This is a genomic window from Bacteroidota bacterium, from assembly GCA_016720935.1.
GTDB lineage: Bacteria > Bacteroidota > Bacteroidia > AKYH767-A > 2013-40CM-41-45 > JADKJP01.
This window is the reverse complement of record JADKJP010000003.1, coordinates 12232-35946: the sequence shown is the minus strand read 5'-3', so window position 1 is coordinate 35946 and position 23715 is coordinate 12232. Positions and strand designations below refer to the sequence as shown.

Here is a 23715-nt window from a genome sequence, read left to right as displayed (position 1 = left end):
ACAGGATTCCTTCTCGTCAAACCACAACAGCATTTGGCTGCTTCACAGCGGCCCTGACTTAAACTGTCTCAACATGGCAATGGAAACTGCGCTACTGGGCTGTGCTTTGCCCTTAGTGATTCAAAAATTACAAGAGATGCTGATCCGAAAAGGTTTTCGGGTGCAAACACTTCGTGAACACACGACCATCATTATGGCTTACCAGGACGGAACCTGGTTCAGAAGTCCAAAACAAGTGGTGCTGGAATTAAGTCCTGTCGAGGATTCCATCACACGTGTTGACGTAACGGCCATCATTGATGCAAAGAAAAAAGACCCTGAAGCGGAAGAAGTCATAGAAGAAAAAATCGTTTCCGCGATCTACCAAAATTTTAAACCAACTAATGAAACACGCTATGGGATTTGATGAAATTACCCCGCATCTGAATAAGATCGCGACACTTTATCTGATAAATAATAAGCGAAAGGTGGGGTGGATCTTTGTGGATAAGGCCAGTGGATCCAATACAATGCAGGAAATTTATTTTATCAGTGTACAAAAAGGAAAACGCCTGATCAATGCACTGGAAAATCACGATCACAAAGTACTGGAACCTTTCCGGGAAAGTATTCCACTAACCATGATCGAGCGCATTCGCTCCACAAAATAAAACTCGGAAATTTTAAAAGGAGAGAAGAACTATTTCTTCTCTTCTTCTTTTGTATCAACGCCATTTTTGGCGTCTTTGAATTCCTTGATTCCTTTTCCCAATCCACGAGCCAGATCAGGCAGACGTTTAGCGCCAAAGAACAGGAGGATAATAACCAGAACGAGAAAAATTTCTCCTCCACCCATTCCGCCAAGAAATCCAAGAAGTACTTGAAGTGTCATTTTATCTTTGAATTAATGCACTACTGGTGCGGTTGTAAAGGTAGATATTTTCATTGGCTAAGCCATAAATTAGCCGCCTTTTTATCATTCAAGCCAGAATTGTACTATCAAGTCCTGTTTTTGTTATCCAAAAGAGGGTTTCAATTATCAATTAATGGATAATTGAGGCGATTTGCGGTTAATTTAAATAGCTCACCTTTTCGCAGCCAACCATCCTTCCGGATCCATTTTATTGCTGCCCCGCCAGATTTCAAGGTGTACTTCAGTCTTCCCTTCGTCCTCATTTGTCTGAACCAAACCAATCGGTTGTTTGGTGATGACTTTATCGCCGGCCTTCACGAAGACTTCCTGCAGGTTGGAATAGAGGGTGAAATATTCACCATGCTGAACAAGGATCGCGTATTTGTCCACGACCATAATTACCCTTAACACTCTGCCGTCAAAAATCGCCCTTGCTTTCGCGCCTTTTTTGGAATTGATATCAACGCCATTATTATTTACTACCACATCTCTCCACACCGGATGCGCATGTCGGCCAAAGGAACTACTGATGATTCCCTGCTCCACCGGCCAGGGTAAACGGCCTTTGTTACTTTCGAAATCATTACTCAGCTTGATCGCTTCCGGAGTGCTTGCCAATACACTGGTTGAATTCGCGCTGCTGACATTCTCAATTTTCTTATTCGAAACATTCGCGCTTCCGGAGCTTGCATTTTTCTTTCTTGCCGCTGTACGCGCGGATTCTATTTCCTTACGGATGATGTCTTCAATCTTCGATGCAAGGATTTGCTCCTTTCTTTGTTTCTCACGCAACTCCGCCCGCAGTTTCTTTTCCTTTACAGTCAGATTATTGAGCACACTTACCTGTTCCTTTTTCTCCTTGCTGAGATCCCGCTTCTCCTTTACCTGAACTGTCAGTAATCTCGATTTATCTTGTTTTACATCCTGCAACTCACGCTTCTTTCCATTCAATGAGTCCTGTACCTGCACGATCAGATCGCGCTGACGCAAACGATATTCACTCAGTTGTCGCAAATACTTAAGACGCTTGTAAGCCTGGTTGAAACTCTCCGCGGAAAAAATGAATGCCAGTCTGGAATAATTTCCCTGATTCTTATAAGCATAATACAGCATTTCAGCGTATTGCTTTTTCAAGCCATCCAATCGTGAATTCAGTGAATCGATCCGCGTGGAGACATGACCGATTTCATGATCCACAACATTCAACTCCGTGTTGATCGTACTGATGAGCTCCGCACGGTAGGAAATTTTTTGATTGAGGGCAATCAGTTGTGAAAGTGAAGCGGATTTATTTTTCTTCGTCTGACTGAGCAACTCATTGGTATATTCTATATCCTGACGAATCTGTGCTTTCTTACGCTCCAGTTCCTTCTTGGATTGAGCAAAAGCAATTATCTGAATAAGAAAAAAAACGGTCAGCAGGATAAAACGAATCGTCATCCCAAACCACCTGTTCCCCCCATCCCTGCTCATTTCCTGCTTATGCATTTGTATTCAGTGTTGCCGCGGATTATTCCTCGAACGATAATTTGTATTCAAGATTGAACGGAAAAATTGACTAAAAGTTATAGAAAAACTTACAGATTTTATCGGGATCAGGAAAAGGATGCGGAACCCTTGTAAATACCCGGGAAATGCCTGCTTTTAACAGAATTAACTGAATTGTCAGAATCAGGGTTTACCACCTAATTCCCGGAAGGCGCAACTACCCTTTCGTATTTTTCAGGAACTGAAAAAGGCATGGAAAATTCTTCATTGGCTGTAACCTTTGTGTACTCCAGTTTGATGATAATTGGAGAAGCTGAAGAAATGGTCACCACCAGGTTGCCAGGGAAAAGTTCGGAATTCACATCCATGAAATTCTTATAGTTCGCTTCAATCCAACGGTCTTTTTTGTCATCGGTAATTCTGGATTTCGCGATCCGGTAATTGCCATCGATCCAGAAATCCTGGATAATAGGTTTACTCGGATCTTTTTCTTCCTGAACCCTTTTGGCCTGACGTTTATTGAGTGTACTCAAAATAATATAAGGTTCATCCTCGTACATCGATTTCAGCTTCTCATTTTTTAAGTACGGAAAATAATTCCCGACAATCACTGCCTGAATCATGTCATAATTGACATCCGATTTCAGCAATTCTTCCAGATAATTATAATCTCTTGCACTAAACTTTTTATGTACACGATCCAAAATCATCAGGCTGTCACGATTGATCAGCACACGTGCCGCTTCTATTCCCAACAATGGTGTGATTGAGATCCAGATCGCGCTGTCTTTTCTTACTCTCAAATTGACATCAAATGTGTTTGTTTCACCACTCTTGTCGGTATAATCGACAGTAGCTTTGGCGGTGAGCCATTCAAAATTAAATTGCCTGGACAATACACTATCAAAAACACTGATGACTTCTTCTCCTTTCAGCTTTACGGGTGCAGGAGGTGTTTCGACAATCTTCCGAGTTGTTTTGCAACTGAACAGGAACACAAGCAATGTGGAAAAAAGAAATATTCGTCCGTGAGAACGAAATGAAATGCTAAACCGGTTTTGAAGGTAAAATTTATCCATGAGCCAGGAGAACATCAGCGGCGATAAAATGCCGCCGGTATTAATCGAAAAGTTTTTTCTCCTGAATTTTTTTATCCAAAAACTCGGAACCATCACCGGCATCTTTGGCTTGCTGCCAATAATCCAACGCTTTGATTGTATCACCGAGTTTAAAGAGAACATCGCCATAATGTTCCAGCAATGTACCGCTTTTACCCGGAGTATTGGCAATGGCTTTTTCTATCCAGATTTTCGCGTCGGAATATTTGCCCATTTTATACATGATCCAACCGTAAGTATCCTGGTAGGAAGCCTGGTTGGGTTCCAAAGCATTACTTTGTCCACTCATCACTTCCGCCTTATCCAGTTTTTCTCCGCGAAGTGATAAATAATACGCGTAATTGTTCAACACCGTCGCGTTCTTTGGGTCTAGCTCAAGTGCTTTGTCGTAATTTTCTTCAGACTTCGGAAAATCTTTTAGTTCCTGGTAAGTGTCACCCAGACTCGCATAAAACTGAACTTCCAGATTTTTATTATCCACCACCATTTTCAATCCGGTCTGGTATGCCGCGACTGCATCAGTATATTTTTTCTTTTGCGAACACGCCACACCTTTCAGGTAATATACTTCCGGCTGATCAGGAAATAAAGTGAGTGCTTCTTCGCTCTCGACAAGCAGTGAATCCCAGGCCTGCAATTGTGCTTCGAGATACATGATCTGCCTGTAGACAATAAATTCTTTGGAACCGAGTTCTCTTGCTGTTTTGAATTCGACCAAAGCTTCAGCGGTTTTTTTATCCTGGTATAAAAAATCACCATAGACAGCATGAGCACGTGATTCATTTGGATGTGCTTCAATGAGAAGACGGCACATATCCAAGGCCTGTTCCTTGAGTTCAGGATGCAATTCAACGAGTGCAAAATAAGAACTGAGGATACTCAGCTTTGTTTCGATATCAAGATCTTTATTCTGAAAAGCCTTTTTTAATTCTTCTACTGATTTTTCTTTATCTCCATTATTCCGGTAATAATCAGCGAGTGATAAATGGATGTATGGATTTTCAGGATCTATCTTTAGAATTTTGTTGTAGGTCTCCAGCGCTTTTTCTTTTTCACCCATCGATTGATACAATTCCGCCAGCATGCCATAGGATTGAGCCTCATTGGGATTGCTTTCGATCAGTTTTTGCAATTCCGCAACAGCTTTATCATTCTTGTTCATTCGCTGATACAGCCGGGCTTTCTGCATACTGAGATCCTTGTTGATGCCGGTCTTTGCCTCAAGCTTGTCATACACTTTGATCGCCTCCGCTGGTTTTTCGGCATACAACAATGCCGATGCCCATTCGTAATAATAATCTACACGATCAGGATAGGTGTTGACCAGCTTTTCAATGACAGTCGCCGACTCATCGAATTTTTTATTCTTCTGCAAAACATCAGCATAGGTCATGGTATACCATGGATTGGAAGGATCAATCAGGTATGCGCTTTTGCTGAAGAACAACGCGTCGGTAAATTTCTTTTGCTCGCCATATATATTCGCGAGTTCATACATCGCGGCGGCGTTGTTCGGATCTTTGCGGATCACTTCAGCGAAAAGATCAGCGGCATTGTTGTAGTTGCCCAGGAGTTTTTCCTTGTTCGCATTGAAGAATAAAAAAGTAACCTCCGCGCGCTGACCGTCAGACAAAGTATTCTTTGAAACCTTTGGGGAAGAAGTAGTGGATTGAGTGCTCTTGCATCCTGTGATCAACAGGATGGCAACAATGAGCATTGCAAAATATCGGTTCATGGAGGAGAGTTCATCCACACCTGTTCCTTCCGGATTTTCTGTTTACAAAAAAGCAAACAGAGATGCTGCAGGGCAGGCTGTGGTTTTAGTTATGGGTAGAGTAATCGCTGAGACTCAGTTGTTCGGGTGAATTGTTGTATTCCGCAAAATGTCCGATCATGGAATTATCAAGAACACTGTTGCGGACTTTTGTATTGGTTTGAATGATGCAGTTTTTTATGACTGAAGATTCAATTTTCGAATTCGCACCAATCGATACATGCGGACCGACGATAGCGTTTTTCAATTCAACATTGTCGCCAATATAACACGGCTGTATGATGACAGAATTTTCTGATTTCACACTTTTGGAAATCATATTTTCTTTTTGATGAATCTCAAGGACACGTTTGTTGGTGTATACTGTGGCGTCTTTATTTCCGCAATCCAGCCATTCATCGACTTTACCGGGAACAAAACGGGTTCCTTTCTGCTTCATATTCTCCAGCGCGTTGGTGAGCTGGTATTCTCCTTTTTCCTTGATGTTGTTGTCGATCAGGTATTGCATTTCCTTGCGGAGATAATCGCCGTCTTTGAAATAATAAATTCCGATGATGGCAAGATCCGATACAAAGGTCTGAGGTTTCTCCACAAAATCAGTGATGGTTCCTGAATCATTGACTTTCACGACACCAAACATGCGCGGGTCATCAATACGGTTAACCCAGATTACACCGTCCTGGTTTTCATCGATGGTAAAATCGGCACGAAACAAAGTATCCGCGAACGCCACAATCACTTTACCTTTTAACGCAGATTGGGCGCATAATATTGCATGAGCAGTTCCAAGTGGTTCATCCTGGTAATGAATGGTTCCTTTTGCGCCGAGGCTGCTTGCAATGGCAACCAGCTGAGCTTCCACGTCTTTCCCGAAATCTCCGATCACAAAGGCAATTTCCTCAACTTTTTCTTTACAAACCTTGGTGATGTCTTCCACCAGCCATTGTACAATAGGTTTTCCGGCAACAGGGATCAAAGGTTTCGGAACTGTCAAGGTATGCGGCCGCATCCTTTTTCCCATTCCAGCCATCGGTACGATTATTCTCATTGAATTGATGTTAGGTATTAGGTATTAGAATTTAGAATTTAGAATTTAGAATTTAGAATTTAGAATTTAGAATTTAGAATTTAGAATTTAGAATTTAGATAAAATTTGCCTTGTATCCAAAATTTTTTTAATTTGTATGGCTTAAGCAAATTGACTTTTGACTTTTGACTTTTGACTTTTGACTTTTGACTTTTGACTTTTGACTTTTGACTTTGAACTTCGAACTTCGAACCACTAAACCCCCGTCGATCCAAAGCCCCCGGCTCCACGTCCGCTTTCTGCAAGTTCGCTGACTTGTTCCCAGCTTACCTGTTCATGTCGGGCGATGACGAGTTGTGCGATCCTTTCTCCATTTTCGATCGTGAAAGGTTCATTGCTCAGGTTAACGAGGATAACTTTAATTTCTCCACGATAATCCGCATCTATCGTTCCCGGTGAATTGAGAACAGTAACCCCTTTCTTTGCCGCCAGTCCGCTTCGTGGTCTGACCTGCGCTTCAAAACCAACAGGCAATTCAATGAACAGGCCCGTTGGTACGAGTGTGCGTTCAAGGGGTTTCAAAACAACAGGGGAATTTAAATTGGCTCTGAGATCCATTCCTGCTGCATGGGCAGTTTCGTAAGAAGGTAATGGATGGGCAGACTGATTGATGATACGAACGTTCATGCTTTTTCTGAAAATACAATACCACTTCATCCGGAATTTCTTTACCGGCGCAGGGATTATTTCACCCTGCGAAGGTATGCAATTTTCTTCCTTTCAAAGACCCAGATCAGCCCCAGCCAGCTTAGCATTAATAATGTGTTAATCAACAAGATAACAGGCATGTTTTCCGGAAAAAACCCACGCAGATACAAACTTACCACGTAAATAATGACAGCTGAACCGATGGATGTTGCAAAGGATTTGAGATCGTAAGGAACAGGATAATGTCTTTGTCCATAGATATAGGAAACGATCATCATGGATGCATAACAAATAAAAGTGGCCCATGCAGCGCCATAGAAACCCATGATCGGGATGAGAAGGAAATTAAACAAGAGGGTAACAACCGCGCCAAAGACCGAGAACCAGGCACCCCAACGGGTTTTCGAAGTGATCTTGTACCAAATGGAGAGATTCAGATAAACTCCCAGAAATAAATTTGCCAGCAACAAAACAGGGACAATTCCGAGTCCACTCCTGTATTCATCACCGATAAAATGCTTTACGATATCAAGATAGAGCAGAATTCCCAGGAAAACGAAAGAACAGAACAGGGTAAAGAAATACATTACCCTCGCATAAATTTTCTGAGCATCTTCTTTCCCGGCCTGGCTAAAGAAAAAGGGATCGGCAGCATAACGAAAAGTCTGCACCACCAGAGTCATCAGCATGGAGAGCTTATAACAAGCTCCATAAATACCCAACTGAGTAACCGCCTGTGATTTGTCTGCAAGCAGATAAGGCAAAAGAATCCGGTCAAACGTTTCATTCACCATTCCCGCATATCCGGCGATCATCAGCGGGAACGAATAGATGATCATTTGTTTCCACAACTTCGTGTCAAAGGCAAAGCTGATCCCGAAGATTTCCGGAGAAAGTGCGAGCAGCGTGAGAAAACTGGAAATGAATTGCGATAAAAAAACATAGCCTATACCAAACTGAGGATCATAGATGGATTGCAACCAGGTATTTCCGGAGGCGATAGCATTAGGGCACCAAAACAGGAAAAACAAATTGAGACCAACATTCACCAGTATGCTAAACAAGCGGATAAATGCAAAGCGTTTTGCTTTGTTCTCCATTCTTAATCTTGCAAAAGGAATGGTAGAGATCGCATCAAAAGCAAGGATCCCGGCAAACCAGGAAATATAAAGAGGTGTATTTTTACTCTGACTGTCTACAGCAGTAATGAATCCGGATAAAGGCCCTGAAAAACCGACAATGATCAATCCGAGTATCAGCGAACTGATGACTATCGAAATCATGGAAGTCGAATACACTTTCGGATCCCCTTTCTCCGACTGAAAAAAGCGGAAGTACGCAGTCTCCATTCCGTAGGTAAACAAAACGTTCAGAAAAGAAACGTAGGCAAAAAACTGTGTGACTTCACCATATTCCCCCGCATGAAAAACTCTTGTATAAATAGGTACCAGCAGAAAATTCAAAAAACGCCCCAGAATCGAGCTGAGCCCGTATGTAGCAGTTTGTCCGGCGAGTTTTTTGAGTAAGCTCAAGGAGGAGTTGTTAGTGGTTGGTGGTTAGTGGTTAGTGCTTAGTGCTTAGTGCTTAGAGCTTAGTGCTTAGAGCTTAGTGCTTAGAGCTTAGTGCTTAGAGCTTAGTGCTTAGTGCTTAGAGAAAAAACACGCTACTTCATACTTTATACCTTATACTTTATACCGAAAGCCACAACCCATTTTGCAAAGCCAATCAACAAACTACAATCTACAATCAGCAATCAAAGAAACTCATTCCCTCATCTCAACACACTGAAATCGCTGAATTTTTTCAATGGGAGCTCGTGGATATCTATGTGGCTGACTTTTGCTCTTGGCGGGCCCTGGTGACACCAGCTTACAAAAGCACCCAAAGCTTCCGCTTCGCCGGTTGCTTCAATGATTACCGTTGAATCCTCATGATTCCGAACCGTGCCAACGATTCCCAGTTCAATTGCCTTTTCCCGAGTGTGCTTCCTGAAAAAGACACCTTGCACAAGGCCGTGGACTTTTAATTGGACTGTTCTCATTTTTTTTAGGGTGGGCGAATTTAGTAATTTCTGGAAGAGGGACGAAGGGACGGGGGACGAGGGACAGTGGTTAGTGCTTAGTGCTTAGTGCTTAGTGGTTAGTGCTTAGTGGTTGGTATGGGTGGGCTATTTTGATGCACTTTTTTGCATTTGGATTGCGCTAATCTTTTGACTTTTGAATTTTGCCTTTTGACTTATCACTTCATCCATTCACCCTTCACTTATTACAGATTTTGTAACGATCTTTAGTCAGCCAAATTTCTTTTTATGTCAAAAATAATTCTTTCAGAAGAAACAGCGTTTCCGGGGCGATGGATAAAAGTGAACCGGTATCATGTAGAAGATAGCAGCGATCATTCTGTAAAGGAGTTCGAATGTATGGAACGCGGCAATTCTGTAACCGCCCTGGTCTACGATCCTTCAACGGATGAATATTTATTCACTGAACAATGGCGCATGGGAGCGAAAACAGATTTGCTTGAACTTGCAGCCGGCGCCATGGACCATGCCGGCGAAAAGCCTGAACAAACCATTCAACGTGAAATTGAAGAAGAACTTGGATACAAAATAAATCCCGCATCCCTGAAATTACTTTTTGAATTCTATGTTTCTCCCGGTGGATGCTCCGAAAAAATGTTTCTCTATTACGCGGAAACAGGAGAAAAAATAAGTGACGGAGGAGGTATTGATGATGAAAATATCCGCATCGTCAGACTCAAATTTGATCAGCTTAAAAACCTGCAACAGTTTCAGGATGCGAAGACTTTGATTGGGGTGATGTGGCTTTTGGGAAGAAGGGACAGGGGACTAGGGACGGGGGACGATTTGCAATAAGTGTTCAATCTTAATAGTTTACTTCTGTCCACTCAAGTAATATAGACTAAACCTAAGCAAATTAAAACTCAATAACCAACCCGGAACCCGGAACTAAAAAACCCATTACGCTCTTAAAAAATTCGCCTTCCGCTTTTCTAAAAATGCTGATACGCCTTCGTTGAAATCATCGGTCTTGAAACATTTACCGAATTCATCGACTTCAAATTGAAAACCATCCACACCATCGGTGAAGTAAGCATCCACACAGCGGATGATAGAACTGATGGCATTGGGTCCGTTCGAGTTGATTTTAGCAAGCAACTCATTCACTTTCGGCATCAGTTGATCCGGAGTTGTGACGTAGTTCACCAGTCCGAGCTGACGGGCTTCCTCTGCTCCGATCATGTCGGCAGTCATGAGTAATTCCATTGCTTTGCCTTTGCCGATCAGTTGAACGAGACGTTGTGTCGCGGCGTAACCCGGGATCAGGCCCAGCTTAACTTCAGGCTGACCAAATTTCGCGTTATCGGAAGCGACACGAAGATGACAACTCATCGCAAGCTCACAGCCTCCGCCCAATGCAAATCCATTGATCGCGGCGATGACAGGTTTTCTGCAGAGCTCAATTGATTTAAATACTTTTTGTCCGGCTGCACTGAGGGCCTTGCCTTCTTCCACTGAATATTTTGAAAACTCAGAGATATCAGCACCTGCTATAAAAGCTTTGCTTCCCGATCCCGTAATGATAATTCCGGAAATCTCCCGGTTGTCTTCCGCTCGTTTCACCGCGTCGCCAATCTCCTGGATGGTTTGCGCATTCAGTGCGTTCAGTTTGTCGGGACGATTGACTGTGATTGTCAATACATGCTCGTGTATATTGATCAGGATGTTGTTATAGGTCATCATATGCAACAGTAATAATAGACAGATTAATTTTTTCTTCTTTTCTCTACTTCTTCTTTAATGTAGGAAACAATGTCCTTTGTTTCTGTTCCGGGAGGAAAGAGTTGTCCGACCCCAAGATCCATCAGCTTCTTCATATCCGCTGCCGGAATAATTCCCCCACCTGTAACCAGCACATTCATCATTTCCTTTTCGCGTAGAAGGTTCATGATTTTGGGAAATACGGTCATGTGAGCTCCGGAAAGTATGCTTACTCCAATCACATCAACATCTTCCTGCAGCGCGGCATTGACAACCATCTCGGGAGTTTGACGAAGGCCGGTGTAGATCACTTCCATCCCGGCATCACGAAGAAAAGAAGCAATCACCTTTGCTCCGCGGTCGTGGCCGTCGAGACCAACTTTGGCGATTAAAACTCTGATGGGACGGGACATGCGTTTATATTAAATTACCAGGTTTTGTTTTGAAGATTTCAAAAAATGAAATTGCTGATTCAGAGTACAAATATAAACCAATCTTATGCAGGTTTCCGAATTCAAAATAAATCTAACCTGCATTAGAATTGGTTATGCCGCCAAATCAATTAAGAACATTAAAATATGCGCGGCATAGAAAGCATACTCGGTTTACGAAGCCTGTGGGAGTTTTACATAAAAAGTGCTTCCTTTTCCCTGAGTGCTTGTAAACCAAATCTTTCCGCCGGAATTTTCGACGATGTTGTGTACCATGGCCAGTCCAAGTCCCATTCCACTTGATTTTGTTGTGAAATTCGGACGGAAAATTTTCTCCTTTTCTGATTCCGCAATACCGATTCCATTGTCCTTAACAGAAATGATCACATTGCCGTTTTCATTCTTTACTTCTACATCAATCATCCCTGAACTTCCTTCCGCAATACTCTGAACCGCGTTTTTGAGGAGGTTTGAAAATACACGAAGCAGTTGATCCTTGTCGGCGATCACAATGCTATCACCATTTGCAGGGATAAAACGGATACCAATACCAGGCGTCTCCTTGAAAAGATCGATCGTTGATTGAAGTATATCGGTCAGGTTGACTTCCTCTTTGTGTGCCTGCGGCATCTGAGCGAAGTTGGAGAATTCGGTAGCAATGTTCGACAAAGTGTCAATCTGCTGAATCAAAGTATTTGCCATCCGGTCAATCATCTCTTCCTTACCCGGACGGTTTTCTTTCCAGGCCATCTGTACATGCTGAACGGAAAGCTTCATCGGAGTGAGCGGATTCTTAATCTCGTGAGCGACCTGCTTCGCCATTTCACGCCATGCACTTTCACGTTCACTTTGCGCGAGTTTATCAGCACTGGCACTGAGTTCATCAATCATCCGGTTGTATTCCCTGACGAGCTGTCCGATTTCATCTTTCCGTGAATACTCGATGGGTTCGTTCCGTTTACCCAAACGTATTCCGGCCAGCTTTTCCTGGATCAGCAACAAAGGTTGTGTAATTCTGGAAGAAATGAAGAGTGTTACGAGCAAGGCAAGTGCAAAAAGCAAAACGTAAATATTGATCAACGCGGATAAAAATCCGGAGATCTCTTTATTCAGGTCATTTTGCTTTTCAAAATAAGGAAGATTGAGATAGGCGATGATATTTCCGTGTACATCTGTAAAAGGAGCGTAAGCGGAAACGTATTTCAATTTCCCCGCGTTTTCGGGATGGATGTACTGGGTTTTTCCTTCCTGCTGCATTTCAAAAAATGCTTCCGGATTCATTCTTCTTGAAATAATATTTTGTTCAAATATTTTGGGCTGGGAAGAATAATACAAGGAACCCTTTTCATCGTAGAGATTAAAATCAAGATTGAGATTATTCACCAGTGTATTCAGCTGAGGATACAAAGACTCCGGAGAAACTGTGGAGAGCTTTGTTTGAGAACCGAGAATGTCACCGGTGAGGAACCATAGTCCGTTCACCTGTTCGCTGATGCTTTTATTCTGATCCGCATTGTATTTTTTGAAAATATAAAAAACTGTACCGGTACCAATTAAAACAAAAGACAATACGACCATCAGGACTACCGCCAGTTGAATCCGTAAAGTCAGACTGACCTCAATACGTTTTCGGCCCGACAATACCTGATAGAGCAGGTAGAGCAAAGAACACACAATCGAAAAGAATGCGAATACCCAGCTGAACAAAGTGAGTACATACACTGCAGTCTCCGCAGGTTTACTGACGACAATAAAAGCGCCCGGTCCCACCCTGAACACGAGGTGACTGTATCCTTCGAAATTGACAAAGGAATAATCATCCCCAAATTGATTAAATATTTTATCTGAAAATGAATACGCGAAAGAACCATATTCATAGATCAGAGATCCTTTGGAGTAACGTGCGAATGAATAATCCCGCAAGCCGGAATTTTCTTTGTACTTCCCGCTCATGAAAAGCTCGGGAAAACCTTCTTCCGATTGGAAAAATTTGGCGTTTAACTGAATGACGATGGTGCCGGAATGAACGACATTCTGAACCGGTACAATCGCGAGATAAGACAATCGCCCGGATTCATTGGGCATGTAAAATAATTTTCCGGAAGAAGTTGCTTTACCGTATGAATCTGTACGTTGTTTGTAATATGAAAGTGGAATTGAATTATCTGATGAATCCACTGCCAACCCTGCGGCATCAAAAACTGAAATGCTATTGTCGAATTTTCCGAGGTAGCCGGTCAGGTAAGTAGTCGTCAGCCGATTTCTGATAAGCTCCGATGCAATAGGAACAGCATTGAAAGCACTGACAATTTGAGTATCCGCAGAGATTTTTTCCGCGGCTTCATCAAAAAGATATTCAGCGACATGATCCTGACGTTCGTCTACTTTTTGCGCAAGAAGCTTTCTGCTTTCCTCCTCTTTCCGAATATTGAGCTGCCATATTGTTATCGAAACATAGATGGAAGAAATAAACAATACGCTGAGGACATGTTTGAAGCGTGGTTTAAATCCATTGTAAAACGTGAGTGCCGCGCTCAGGAAGAGATAGAAAGCAACGAGCAACAAAGCGATACAAAAGAAAGCGAGGGCAGTATAGATTCCAAGTTCAGACAGATTACTCAGGTCAAAAGAAATGCGGCTGTTAATGACCAGTCCGTGTATGAAAAGATGAATTCCAATTCCTGATAATACCAGAAAGATTGCCAATGCCGGCAGCAAGTACTGTCTGCCATTTGCATCCGGATTTCTTTTCCTGCTGAGTGTAAAAAACAAATAGGAAAATGTTGTGACAAGACATGCATTGATCAGAAGATCACCAAGTGAATTAAAAAGAAACGACGATGCATAATTCCTTGGACTAAACAAATCAGTGTTGTAGAGTACTTCCGGAAATTTGAAAACGATCATAGCGATCCTTCCCAAAAGCACTATTGCAAGGAGCGTGAAACCCTGCCATTTCCTTTTTCTGAACAGATTTAGTCCAAGAAAATAAACGCCCATCAAAAAGAACAATCCTGAAACCGTGTAGAGCCAGGAACTGGTGATGCTGATTCCGGTCGAACTATCCGGAATGATGTTACACAACACTTTTCCATCCGGGCCATGAAAAGGCAACCCTTCTGAAGTGCTGATACGTGAATCTTCCGGCAATCCTAAAGCGGAGTTGAATGTATTGCGGAGATAAGTATTCTCGTAAGCAAATTCATTTCTTACCAGCAACAATGAAAGAAGTGTTGTATCTCCACGGGTATTCGTACGACAATAGAACCAGCCATTTGCCAAATGAAGCATTGCATGATCATGAACAACATCCAATAAGTTCTCTGAAAGTACCGGCTGGTTATCTGACCAGCGCAGCAAAGAATCCCTGTGAAAAAAATAATAACTGATTCCCCGGGTTTCCAGACCGCTGTGCATGAAGAAATCATGCAAACTGCTTTCATTGGTGAATGAAAAAATCTTGTCAAGTCCCTCCCCCATTTGCTGATCAAGGGAATTGAGAAGGGATTCTGAATGCCGGATTAATTTCTCATCATTCTGTTGAAAGGGTAAATGGGAAAATTCCGCTGCAAAGAAGAGCAGCAGGGCCGAAATCAGGAGGATAATCGGCAGTTTATTTTTTTCCCGGACCGGTGAATTCATGCAATCAGGACAATACGCTTTTGCAGAGGCAAGGTTGCAATTCAATGGCTCTAAAAGCTGAAAATCATTATTCCTGTGGAAAGAAACAAGAATACCCTTGTCACGTCAAAACTATTCGTTTTTTTGCATTAATTTCTCATGCTTTTTAACTCCCTCGCCTTCGCCATTTTTTTTCCGATTGTAACGATCGGTTATTTCCTGCTGAACGTTCGTTGGCGCTGGAGCTGGTTATTGGTCGCCAGTTGTGTTTTCTACATGTACTTCCGGCCTGTTTACATCCTCATCCTGTTTTTTACAATAGCAGTGGATTATGTCGCGGGAATCCTGATCGAACGAAATACAAATCAAAGGCGAAAGAAACTATTGCTCGTCATGAGTATCATCGCTAACGTTGGTGTACTCGTGCTGTTTAAGTACTATAATTTTTTAACGCGAATTTGTCCTTCTTATTGGCATTCACGGGAACCGATTTCCATATGCCTGTACTGGAAATGCTCTTGCCTGTCGGCTTGAGCTTCCACACATTTCAGGCCATGAGTTACACGATAGAAATTTACAAAGGCAGACAAAAGGCGGAAAGGCATTTGGGTATTTATGCTTTGTATGTCATGTTTTACCCTCAGCTGGTTGCAGGTCCGATTGAACGGCCACAAAATTTATTGCACCAGTTTCGTGAGAATTATTCCTTCGACTACGACAGAGTCAGTGCGGGATTAAGAAGAATACTATGGGGCTTATTTAAGAAAATGGTGATCGCGGATCGCTTGTCGGTGTACGTTGATGCTGTTTACCAGAACCCTGAACATTTCAGCGGCTGGCCCCTGATCTGGGCTACACTCTTGTTTTCGATACAAATCTATTGTGACTTCAGCGGATACTGCGACATCGCCATCGGCTCAGCCAATGTGATGGGATTTAAGCTGATGGAAAATTTCAGTTACCCTTATTTCAGTGCATCCTTCCGTGAATTCTGGACACGCTGGCATATTACACTTTCGGGATGGTTCAGAGATTATGTATATATCCCGCTAGGCGGTAACCGTTTGGGCATAGCTACGTTCATGTTCAATATACTGGTTGCCTTTTCATTGAGCGGTTTATGGCATGGAGCTTCCTGGACATTTGTGATCTGGGGGGTCTTGCATGGAATTTATGTGATCCTGGAAAGGCTTTTTCACAGGGAAAAAACAAAACACAAACCCTTCCGGATCATCCTGACATTTACCGGTGTCACCTTCGCCTGGATTTTCTTTCGCGCTTCCGGTTTTGGAGATGCGATGTATATTATAACACATCTGTTCAAATTTCAATCCGGCTTGATCGGTGTGCCGCAAATTTCCGGTTTGAGCTTTGTCATCAATTTTGTACTTGTGGGTTTGCTTATCGGAATAGAAGCAGCGGATTTTACAGGTAAAAAAAGAATTGTAATGAATCTCTTTCCCAGTCAGCGGGTTTATCGATATACCGTGAATGTGTTGCTTGTGACAGCAATACTGCTCCTTGGAGTTTTTGAAGAACAAACATTTATCTATTTCCAGTTCTGATATGAAAACTGCCGGAAAATTATTTCTTGAAATAGCCGCACTGCTGGTTTTCCTGGTGCTGCTGACGGGATTCCTGGAATGGAAATATGCGTCATATCGTACTCAGGCGGATATACTCATGGAACAATTTCAGAAAAAGAAATCCGATGCGGAAATTCTCTGGCTAGGAAATTCACACACGATTCCTCTGGTAGCCGAATATGATACGCTGCATTTACAGCCTTCCTCCGCTTCCTTTGCCTATGGCGGAATGGACTTATTCTGGAGCGCGGTGCTTTTGAAAAAATACAAAGAACAGATGCCGCGATTAAAAACGTTGTGTATTGGTGTCGATGAGGAATTACTCGGTTACAACCAGACTTTTTTCAAACTTGAATACATTAACCGCGCATTATTCCGGTATACTGATACTCTTGATGAAGATTCCCGTTTTGATCGCTTGCTTGCGTCCAGCAATTTCTTCCGGACCAACAGGGACATCAGTTATCTCGTCAACAAAAGAAATCAACCCAGCGATCTCAAGCCCATGTTGCAAGGGTTTTTCCAACCCGGAAGTATGGATCAGCAAAGCAGACAGAGGGCAAAAGAAAATTCCATCACCCGTTTTTCAAAAAAACTGATCCCAAAAAATATTTTCTTGCTCAAGCAAATTGTCGAAACCGCTAAGGCTTCCGGAATTAATGTGCTTTTATTTACTTCTCCAAAATCCGCGAGTTACCTGCATTACAGGGACAGCGCATCGATAGAATCCTCCCGTCTGGCGCTCAGGGATTTTACTGTTTCGGAAAACCTGATTTACAAAAACGGCAATCGTTTTCAATTTCCGGACTCACTCTTTAGCGACCCGGATCATCTGAACAAATCAGGTGCGAAAATTTTTCTTGATAGTCTTAATGAGGTGTGGCTGGAAAAGAAGGGCGAAATGCTCTTTAAAAAGTGAAGGGTGAATGCTGAAGCGTGCACATCTTTTCAATCTTTTTCTTGCAGAATTTTCTCCAGAACAACCGGATAATATTTGTGTTCGAGCTGATGGATTTTATTTGCCAAGGAATCGGGAGTGTCATCCGGAGAACAATAACAAGCTGCCTGGAACAGAATTTTCCCTTCGTCAAATTTTTCGTTCACTTCATGTATGGTGATACCGGAAATGGGCTTGCCGGATTCCAGTACAGCCTGGTGAACTTTTGATCCATAAAACCCCTTACCGCCAAATTCAGGCAATAAGGCAGGATGAATATTGAAAATGTGTCCCGGAAAAGCATGAATCAAATAATCCGGAACGAGCCAAAGAAATCCGGCCAAAGCAATGGCATCTGTTTTATCTTCTTTTAATTGATTCAGAATTTTACCGCCATTTTGAAATTCCGTTTTATCAAAAACCAGACAAGGGACTCCAAGCTTATCGGCTCTGGAAATGACTCCCGCATCCGGCTTGTTGCAATACACCCTGGTGACGGAATGAGTTGTTGAATTTTTAAAATGCCGGATGATTGCTTCCGCATTGGTTCCGGATCCTGATGCAAAAATGGCGAGACGTGGCATTTGAATTAATGATTGCTGATTGTAGATTTTGGATTGAAGATTTTGGATTGAAGATTGTTGAATGCAGATTTTAGATAGTTTATTGAGAATAAATGATAAATGATGTTTAGATTTTGAATGAATAAATCTTCAATCAGAAATCTAAAATCATCAATTTCCTATTCTTCAATTATTAAGGATTTTTTCTTTCTGAATATGCTTTCATCACTTCATTCTGTATTCAGGATCATCGACCCTTATGCAAATGTAATAGATGAAAGTTGGTTCTTGATTCATTATCTCAGGAGATTGAATACCATTTCCCGACACTTTTATAATTGATAATTTTTCAACCTGTTAATGCTTAAGAAAGAAGGATTCACAATGTTACTTCAGATTAATAACTATTAAAAGCCTGAATAGTCCGAATGAAAATGATGCATATACCGGTTTAAAGTATCCAAAATTTTTCCTTCACGGCTGATTCAATTTATCAGCGACTGGTGTGTCCGAAAGCCCTGTATTATCAGGCATTTCAGGCATTTTTTACCTTCTCATATTCCTGGTTTTCAAAATGAAACAATGATTTTAAGCAAAAATAAACTGGTTAATAGTTAATTTGCTGATTTTCAATATATTAATTTAGATGACCTTTGTTATTTACCTGCGGAGGGAATTTCTTTACAATTGAGACTGTTTTAATCCCTTCTCTATTACCATTTTGAGAAGACTATTTTGAATTGAAATGAAGGTGACGCTGCAGTTGAAGGATCTTCCATTGTTGATGAAGATCAAAACGCTTTTATTCACAGGAATTTTATTTTTCAGTTTCAACACTTATTCACAACCGGTTTGCGATGCACAGTTCGGAAGTTACTTTTTCAGTAATCCGGACAGTTTGCATTTTGTTCCTTCCGGAGGAAACCTTGCCGGAACGCATTATACCTGGAGTTTTGGAGACGGAACTTTTTCAACGGACCAAAGTCCATGGCATCTCTATGCACAGGATGGAGTGTATTATGTTTGTCTGACCGTTTATGATTCCATTGCCAGTGGAAGTTGTACCGATACCTGGTGTGACAGCGCTTATGCGATTCCTCCTCCTCCTGTTTGTGATGCGCAGTTTTCATATTATTCCATCAGTAATCCTGACAGCATTCATTTTATTGCAACCGGAAATAATCTTCCCGGCGCTACTTATCATTGGGATTTTGGTGATGGCGTTACATCAGCAGCATCTAATCCCTGGCATTTGTACCCGCAAAACGGAACTTACTATGCTTGTCTGACTGTTCAGACTACAACTGCCGGCGGATCTTGTTCTACAACATGGTGCGACAGTGTTCATGCTGTACCGCAACCACCGGTTTGTGATGCGCAATTCGGATATTATACTCTTAGCAATCCCGATAGTGTGCATTTCATTTCATCCGCAAATAACCAAAGTGGAACTCAATACAGCTGGGATTTCGGAGATGGAAATACATCCACCGCTGCCAATCCATGGCATTTGTATGCTCAGGATGGAATTTATTTTGTGTGTCTGTCTGTTCAAAATACAACCGCTGGTGGAAGCTGTTCAAATACCTGGTGCGACAGTGTTCACGCTATTCCACCACCGCCGGTGTGTAATGCAGAATTCGCATATTATCCTACAACTGCAGCGGACAGTGTACATTTTTATCCTCCTGCTAATGATGCCGGAGCAAGTTACTCCTGGAACTTTGGTGACGGAGGAAGTTCCACAGCACAATATCCATGGCATCATTACACACAAAATGGAATGTACTTTGTTTGTTTGACGGTTCAAAATTCCAATTTATCCGGATCCTGTTCTTCCTCCTGGTGTGACAGTGTACGTGCAATTCCTGAACCACCTGTGTGTGATGCAAATTTTGCCTCTTATGTTTCTGTGAATCCTGACTCCGTGCATTTTTTCGCGCCGGCGAATCAAACGGGCGCAACATTTACCTGGAGTTTTGGTGATGGAAATTTTTCCAGCGGAACCAACCCATGGCATTACTATGCTCAGGATGGAACATATTTTGTTTGTCTGACTGTTGCCAATTCAACAGCAGGAGGATCATGCAGCTCCACATGGTGCGACAGTATTCATGCTGTACAGCCTCCACCGGATTGTGACGCGACATTTTCATATTTTGCAAGCAGCAATCCTGACAGCGTTCATTTTTTCTCTTTGGGAAATAATCTGTCAGGAACACAATATTCCTGGAATTTCGGAGATGGGGCGCATAGCCAAAGCACCAATCCATGGCACTTGTATGCGCAGGATGGTGTCTATTATGTGTGCTTATCTGTTTACGATTCCACTTCCGGCGGAACCTGTTCCTCAACATGGTGTGATAGTGCGCGGGCGATTCCACCTCCTCCGACATGCGAAGCGGAGTTTTCTTATAATACTTCAACCAGCAATCCGGATAGTGTACATTTTTTCTCTATTGGTACGAATCTTTCGGGTGCTCAATTCTCCTGGAGTTTTGGTGACGGAGCTCATTCGTCAAGTAGTAATCCATGGCATGAATATGCACAGGATGGAACATACTATGCCTGTGGCATCTCTATCCTCAGGATGGAATTTATTATGCTTGCCTGACCGTTCAGCTTACTACTGCAGGAGGGTTCTGTACTACCACATGGTGTGACAGCGTTCATGCAATTCCTCAAGCTCCGGTTTGTGATGCGGAGTTCGGATATTATTCCTTAAGTAATCCGGATAGTGTGCATTTATTATCTTCGGCAAATAACCAGAGCGGAACTCAATACAACTGGGATTTTGGTGATGGCAACACATCCTCTGCCGCCAATCCATGGCATTTGTATGCGCAGGATGGAGTTTATTTCGTTTGCCTGACGGTTCAAAATACTACTGCAGGAGGAAGTTGTTCCAATACCTGGTGTGATAGTGTTCACGCTGTTCCACAACCACCGGTTTGTGATGCTGAATTCGCTTACTATCCTACAGCAAATGCAGACAGTGTTCATTTTTATCCTCCTGTCAATACTGCAGGAGCTACTTACTCCTGGAACTTTGGTGACGGTGGCACTTCCACCGCTCAGTATCCATGGCATCAATACGCGCAAAATGGAATGTACTTTGTCTGCCTGACAGTGCAAAATTCCAATTCATCAGGATCCTGTTCTTCTACCTGGTGTGACAGCGTACGCGCAATTCCTGAACCACCTGTGTGTGATGCAAATTTTGCATATTATGTTTCCATAAATCCTGACTCGGTACATTTTTTCGCTCCTGCAAATCCAACAGGCGCAACATATACTTGGAGTTTTGGTGATGGAAATAATTCCGGAGGAAGTAATCCATGGCATTACTATGCTCAGGATGGAACTTACTTTGTTTGTCTGACTGTATCAAATTCTAATGCAGGAGGTTCATGTAGTTCCTCATGGTGCGATAGTGTTCATGCAGTACCGCCACCGCCTGAATGTGACGCGACATTTTCTTATTATCCGGGAGTGAATCCTGACAGTGTTCATTTTTTCTGCGTTTAGTCAAAGTATCAATCCATGGCATTTGTATTCTCAGGATGGAGTTTACTATGTGTGTTTGTCTGTTTACGATTCCACTTCCGGCGGAACCTGTTCCTCAACCTGGTGCGATAGTGTGCGTGCGATTCCCGGGCCACCGGCATGTGAAGCGGAGTTTTCCTATTACAATTCAACCAGCAATGCGGATAGTGTACATTTTTTCACGGTTGGAACCAATCTTTACGGCGCGCAATTCACCTGGAATTTTGGTGACGGAAATTATTCTACAAGTACTAACCCATGGCATGCTTATGCGCAGGATGGGGTTTACTTTGCATGCCTGACAGTATACGATTCTACTTCCGGCGGAACATGTACTGCAACATTCTGTGACAGCGTTCGTGCTATTCACGCTGCGCCAGAGTGTGATGCTCAATTCTCTTCCTACTATTTAAATAATCCGGACAGTGTTCATTTCATAGCTCCATCGAATCCGGTTGGTTCGACTTATTTCTGGGACTTCGGTGACGGTTCATTTGATGGCACAAGCAATCCCTGGCATCAATATGATAATCCGGGTGTTTATCTAGTTTGTCTGACGGTTTATGATTCCACAGCTTATGGAACCTGCACACAAACATGGTGTGACAGTGTTCATGCTGTTCCTCCTCCACCACAATGTGATGCGCAGTTTTCATATTATCCGAGAACTAATGCCGATAGTATTCATTTCATTCCTGCGACAAATCCTGTCGGAAGTTCATACACCTGGAATTTTGGTGATGGAAATTTCTCATCCGCAATAAATCCATGGCATCTTTACGCACAGGACGGAGTTTATTATGTTTGTCTGACTGTATATGATTCCACTTCAGGAGGAACCTGCAGTTCTACATGGTGCGACAGTGTTCGCGCCATGCCATTGCCACCATCATGCGACGCGCAGTTCGCTTATTACCTGAGCAACAATCCCGATAGTGTACATTTCATTTCACCTGCGAATCCGATTGGAAGTTTATATAACTGGGATTTTGGTGATGGGAATATTTCCAATTCATCAAATCCATGGCATTTGTATGCAAACGATGGCATGTACTATGTCTGTCTGACTGTATACGATTCCACTTCGGGAGGAACCTGTTCTTCCACCTGGTGTGATAGTGTTCGTGCAATGCCACTTCCACCGGAATGTGATGCACAGTTTGCGTATTACCTTGGAACAAATCCCGACAGCGTACATTTCATGCCGGCAACAAATCCTGTCGGAAGTAGTTACACCTGGAGTTTTGGAGATGGCACTTTCTCAACCAATGTTAACCCATGGCATTTGTACCCTCAGGACGGAGTATACTATGTTTGTCTGACGGTTTATGATTCCACTTCCGGAGGAACTTGTTCTTCCACATGGTGCGATAGTGTACATGCTGTTCCGACTCCTCCTTCCTGTGATGCTCAATTTGCGTATTATTCAATGAGCAATCCTGACAGTGTTCACTTTTTCCCGACCGGCAATAACAATGCAGGTGCGCAATACACCTGGGATTTTGGAGATGGAACTTTTTCGAATACTTTCCAGCCCTGGCATTTGTATGCACAGGATGGAGTGTATTATGTTTGTCTGACGGTGCATGATTCATCCTCCGCAGGAACCTGTACTTCCATCTGGTGCGACAGCGTTTCCGCTATTCCTTTTCCGCCATCATGTGATGCTGAATTCATTTCCTATTCTGTTTCCAATCCGGACAGCGTTCATTTTTTCTCTATCGGAAATAATCTGGCCGGTAGTAATTATTACTGGAATTTTGGAGACGGTACATATTCAACCAGCATCAATCCATGGCATTATTACACGCAACATGGAACATATTACGTTTGCCTGTCGGTAACCGATTCTACATCCGGTGGCACTTGTTCGGCTTTATGGTGTGATAGTGTGCGCGCGGTTCCTGTTCCGCCGGAATGCGATGCGCAATTTGGCTATTACTCAGCAGTTACAATTGACAGTGTTCATTTTATTGCGCCATCAAATCCTGCGGGAACAACTTATACCTGGGACTTTGGTGATGGAACATTTTCAACGGATACCAGTCCGTGGCATTTGTATGCACAGAATGGGGTATATTTTGTTTGCCTTACTGTATATGATTCAACAGCGGGAGGCACTTGTACTTCCACTCATTGTGACAGTGTATACGTGATTCCTGTACCACCGGAATGTGATGCCCAATTCGCGTATTATTCAATAACAGAATCCTGATAGTGTTCATTTTGTAAGCCAGGGAAAT

Annotated in this window: 19 protein-coding genes and 1 pseudogene; 8 read left to right on the top strand and 12 right to left on the bottom strand. The window is 42.6% G+C overall.

The features are described 5' to 3' along the window. Positions 1-79 precede the first annotated feature (79 nt). Positions 80-406, top strand: coding sequence for a hypothetical protein (locus tag IPP86_02675; protein ID MBL0137421.1), 327 nt, complete (start codon positions 80-82; stop codon positions 404-406). Then, complete coding sequence (locus tag IPP86_02670; GenBank protein MBL0137420.1) at positions 384-650, top strand: hypothetical protein; 267 nt, start codon at positions 384-386, stop codon at positions 648-650. Before IPP86_02675 ends, IPP86_02670 begins: the two co-directional genes overlap by 23 nt. Positions 651-679: 29 nt before the next feature. On the opposite strand, the gene IPP86_02665 is transcribed toward IPP86_02670, so the two are convergent. The 8 genes from IPP86_02665 to IPP86_02630 form a co-directional block, all read right to left on the bottom strand. Further along, positions 680-871, bottom strand: a complete 192-nt coding sequence (locus IPP86_02665) for a twin-arginine translocase TatA/TatE family subunit (protein ID MBL0137419.1) — start codon at positions 869-871, stop codon at positions 680-682. Positions 872-1063: 192 nt separating this feature from the next. After that, a complete protein-coding gene (locus IPP86_02660; protein MBL0137418.1) occupies positions 1064-2380 on the bottom strand; it encodes a peptidoglycan DD-metalloendopeptidase family protein in 1317 nt (438 codons plus the stop codon). 197 nt (positions 2381-2577) lie between these two features. Then, positions 2578-3459 carry a DUF4292 domain-containing protein gene (locus tag IPP86_02655; GenBank protein MBL0137417.1) on the bottom strand — a complete coding sequence of 294 codons (882 nt, stop codon included), beginning with the start codon at positions 3457-3459 and terminating at the stop codon, positions 2578-2580. Between the two features lie 40 nt (positions 3460-3499). Beyond that, positions 3500-5233: a tetratricopeptide repeat protein gene (locus IPP86_02650; GenBank protein ID MBL0137416.1), complete on the bottom strand. Its 1734-nt coding sequence runs from the start codon at positions 5231-5233 to the stop codon at positions 3500-3502. A gap of 85 nt (positions 5234-5318) precedes the next feature. After that, entirely contained in the window at positions 5319-6320 is a 1002-nt protein-coding gene (locus IPP86_02645; GenBank protein MBL0137415.1) for an NTP transferase domain-containing protein, read from the bottom strand. Positions 6321-6554: 234 nt separating this feature from the next. After that, entirely contained in the window at positions 6555-6986 is a 432-nt protein-coding gene (gene dut, locus IPP86_02640; GenBank protein ID MBL0137414.1) for a dUTP diphosphatase, read from the bottom strand. Positions 6987-7042: 56 nt separating this feature from the next. Beyond that, on the bottom strand, positions 7043-8539 hold the full coding sequence (locus IPP86_02635) for an oligosaccharide flippase family protein (protein ID MBL0137413.1): 1497 nt from the start codon (positions 8537-8539) through the stop codon (positions 7043-7045). 239 nt (positions 8540-8778) lie between these two features. Continuing rightward, a complete protein-coding gene (locus IPP86_02630) occupies positions 8779-9048 on the bottom strand; it encodes an acylphosphatase (protein ID MBL0137412.1) in 270 nt (89 codons plus the stop codon). A 267-nt stretch (positions 9049-9315) separates the two neighbouring features. Here IPP86_02630 and IPP86_02625 point away from each other — a divergent pair, with 267 nt between their 5' ends. Continuing rightward, positions 9316-9882 carry an NUDIX hydrolase gene (locus IPP86_02625; protein ID MBL0137411.1) on the top strand — a complete coding sequence of 189 codons (567 nt, stop codon included), beginning with the start codon at positions 9316-9318 and terminating at the stop codon, positions 9880-9882. 105 nt (positions 9883-9987) lie between these two features. On the opposite strand, the gene IPP86_02620 is transcribed toward IPP86_02625, so the two are convergent. The 3 genes from IPP86_02620 to IPP86_02610 all read right to left on the bottom strand — a co-directional run bounded on the left by IPP86_02620 (position 9988) and on the right by IPP86_02610 (position 14861). Continuing rightward, positions 9988-10767, bottom strand: a complete 780-nt coding sequence (locus IPP86_02620) for an enoyl-CoA hydratase/isomerase family protein (protein MBL0137410.1) — start codon at positions 10765-10767, stop codon at positions 9988-9990. Between the two features lie 26 nt (positions 10768-10793). Further along, complete coding sequence (locus IPP86_02615; protein MBL0137409.1) at positions 10794-11201, bottom strand: cobalamin B12-binding domain-containing protein; 408 nt, start codon at positions 11199-11201, stop codon at positions 10794-10796. 192 nt (positions 11202-11393) lie between these two features. After that, positions 11394-14861, bottom strand: a complete 3468-nt coding sequence (locus tag IPP86_02610; protein MBL0137408.1) for a HAMP domain-containing histidine kinase — start codon at positions 14859-14861, stop codon at positions 11394-11396. Positions 14862-14999: 138 nt separating this feature from the next. On the opposite strand from IPP86_02610, the pseudogene IPP86_02605 reads away from it, so the two are divergent. Both IPP86_02605 and IPP86_02600 read left to right on the top strand, forming a co-directional pair. After that, a pseudogene (locus IPP86_02605) lies at positions 15000-16405 on the top strand (MBOAT family protein). 1 nt (position 16406) lies between these two features. Beyond that, entirely contained in the window at positions 16407-17345 is a 939-nt protein-coding gene (locus IPP86_02600) for a hypothetical protein (protein ID MBL0137407.1), read from the top strand. Between the two features lie 29 nt (positions 17346-17374). Here the strand turns inward: IPP86_02600 and IPP86_02595 are convergent, their stop codons facing one another. Further along, complete coding sequence (locus tag IPP86_02595) at positions 17375-17947, bottom strand: phosphoribosylglycinamide formyltransferase (protein MBL0137406.1); 573 nt, start codon at positions 17945-17947, stop codon at positions 17375-17377. A gap of 724 nt (positions 17948-18671) precedes the next feature. On the opposite strand from IPP86_02595, the gene IPP86_02590 reads away from it, so the two are divergent. From IPP86_02590 to IPP86_02580, 3 genes are all read left to right on the top strand, one after another. Continuing rightward, positions 18672-20540, top strand: coding sequence for a PKD domain-containing protein (locus tag IPP86_02590; GenBank protein ID MBL0137405.1), 1869 nt, complete (start codon positions 18672-18674; stop codon positions 20538-20540). Positions 20541-20665: 125 nt separating this feature from the next. Further along, a complete protein-coding gene (locus IPP86_02585; protein MBL0137404.1) occupies positions 20666-21454 on the top strand; it encodes a PKD domain-containing protein in 789 nt (262 codons plus the stop codon). Next, positions 21432-23687 (top strand): PKD domain-containing protein, encoded by a 2256-nt coding sequence (locus IPP86_02580; GenBank protein ID MBL0137403.1) that lies wholly within the window; start codon positions 21432-21434, stop codon positions 23685-23687. The genes IPP86_02585 and IPP86_02580 overlap by 23 nt, the downstream gene beginning before the upstream one ends. Positions 23688-23715: the final 28 nt, after the last annotated feature.

Bases quoted from the DNA above. Each gene is read 5' to 3' on its own strand.
- IPP86_02675 (MBL0137421.1), top strand. From the start codon at position 80: ATGGAAACTGCGCTACTGGGCTGTGCTTTGCCCTTAGTGATTCAAAAA.
- IPP86_02670 (MBL0137420.1), top strand. From the start codon at position 384: ATGAAACACGCTATGGGATTTGATGAAATTACCCCGCATCTGAATAAG.
- IPP86_02665 (MBL0137419.1), bottom strand. From the start codon at position 871: ATGACACTTCAAGTACTTCTTGGATTTCTTGGCGGAATGGGTGGAGGA.
- IPP86_02660 (MBL0137418.1), bottom strand. From the start codon at position 2,380: ATGCATAAGCAGGAAATGAGCAGGGATGGGGGGAACAGGTGGTTTGGG.
- IPP86_02655 (MBL0137417.1), bottom strand. From the start codon at position 3,459: ATGGATAAATTTTACCTTCAAAACCGGTTTAGCATTTCATTTCGTTCT.
- IPP86_02650 (MBL0137416.1), bottom strand. From the start codon at position 5,233: ATGAACCGATATTTTGCAATGCTCATTGTTGCCATCCTGTTGATCACA.
- IPP86_02645 (MBL0137415.1), bottom strand. From the start codon at position 6,320: ATGAGAATAATCGTACCGATGGCTGGAATGGGAAAAAGGATGCGGCCG.
- dut (MBL0137414.1), bottom strand. From the start codon at position 6,986: ATGAACGTTCGTATCATCAATCAGTCTGCCCATCCATTACCTTCTTAC.
- IPP86_02630 (MBL0137412.1), bottom strand. From the start codon at position 9,048: ATGAGAACAGTCCAATTAAAAGTCCACGGCCTTGTGCAAGGTGTCTTT.
- IPP86_02625 (MBL0137411.1), top strand. From the start codon at position 9,316: ATGTCAAAAATAATTCTTTCAGAAGAAACAGCGTTTCCGGGGCGATGG.
- IPP86_02620 (MBL0137410.1), bottom strand. From the start codon at position 10,767: ATGACCTATAACAACATCCTGATCAATATACACGAGCATGTATTGACA.
- IPP86_02615 (MBL0137409.1), bottom strand. From the start codon at position 11,201: ATGTCCCGTCCCATCAGAGTTTTAATCGCCAAAGTTGGTCTCGACGGC.
- IPP86_02610 (MBL0137408.1), bottom strand. From the start codon at position 14,861: ATGAATTCACCGGTCCGGGAAAAAAATAAACTGCCGATTATCCTCCTG.
- IPP86_02600 (MBL0137407.1), top strand. From the start codon at position 16,407: ATGAAAACTGCCGGAAAATTATTTCTTGAAATAGCCGCACTGCTGGTT.
- IPP86_02595 (MBL0137406.1), bottom strand. From the start codon at position 17,947: ATGCCACGTCTCGCCATTTTTGCATCAGGATCCGGAACCAATGCGGAA.
- IPP86_02590 (MBL0137405.1), top strand. From the start codon at position 18,672: ATGAAGGTGACGCTGCAGTTGAAGGATCTTCCATTGTTGATGAAGATC.